The 231-nt window shown below is 44.2% G+C and carries 1 protein-coding gene; it reads right to left on the bottom strand.

The genetic code is table 11. From position 1 onward, the window contains the following. On the bottom strand, positions 1–186 hold a 186-nt coding region (locus LIZ87_RS22285; RefSeq protein ID WP_264468138.1), incomplete at its 3' end, for a hypothetical protein. Between the last annotated feature and the right edge of the window lie 45 nt (positions 187–231).

Here is a 231-nt window from a genome sequence, read left to right as displayed (position 1 = left end):
GGTGTGCAGTGCCTTTGCGACAGAACCGATTGTGGTGCAGGGGTGCTGCTGTATATAGGAGAGCACGGAATACTGCATGTCGGTAATGCGATAGTGCTCGTATTCTTCCTTCAGATAACGGGAACGCTGAAATGTCAGCTTGCGGTTCAATTCCTCTACCTGCTGTTCATACAGTGAAATATCCATATGCATGACTTCCTTTCCTTATTATATGTGATTTACATATTTTAC

Origin of the sequence: Lacrimispora sp. 210928-DFI.3.58, from assembly GCF_020554865.1 — a bacterium.
In the GTDB taxonomy this organism is placed as follows: Bacteria; Bacillota; Clostridia; order Lachnospirales; family Lachnospiraceae; genus Enterocloster.
This window is presented reverse-complemented; position numbering and strand designations above follow the sequence as displayed.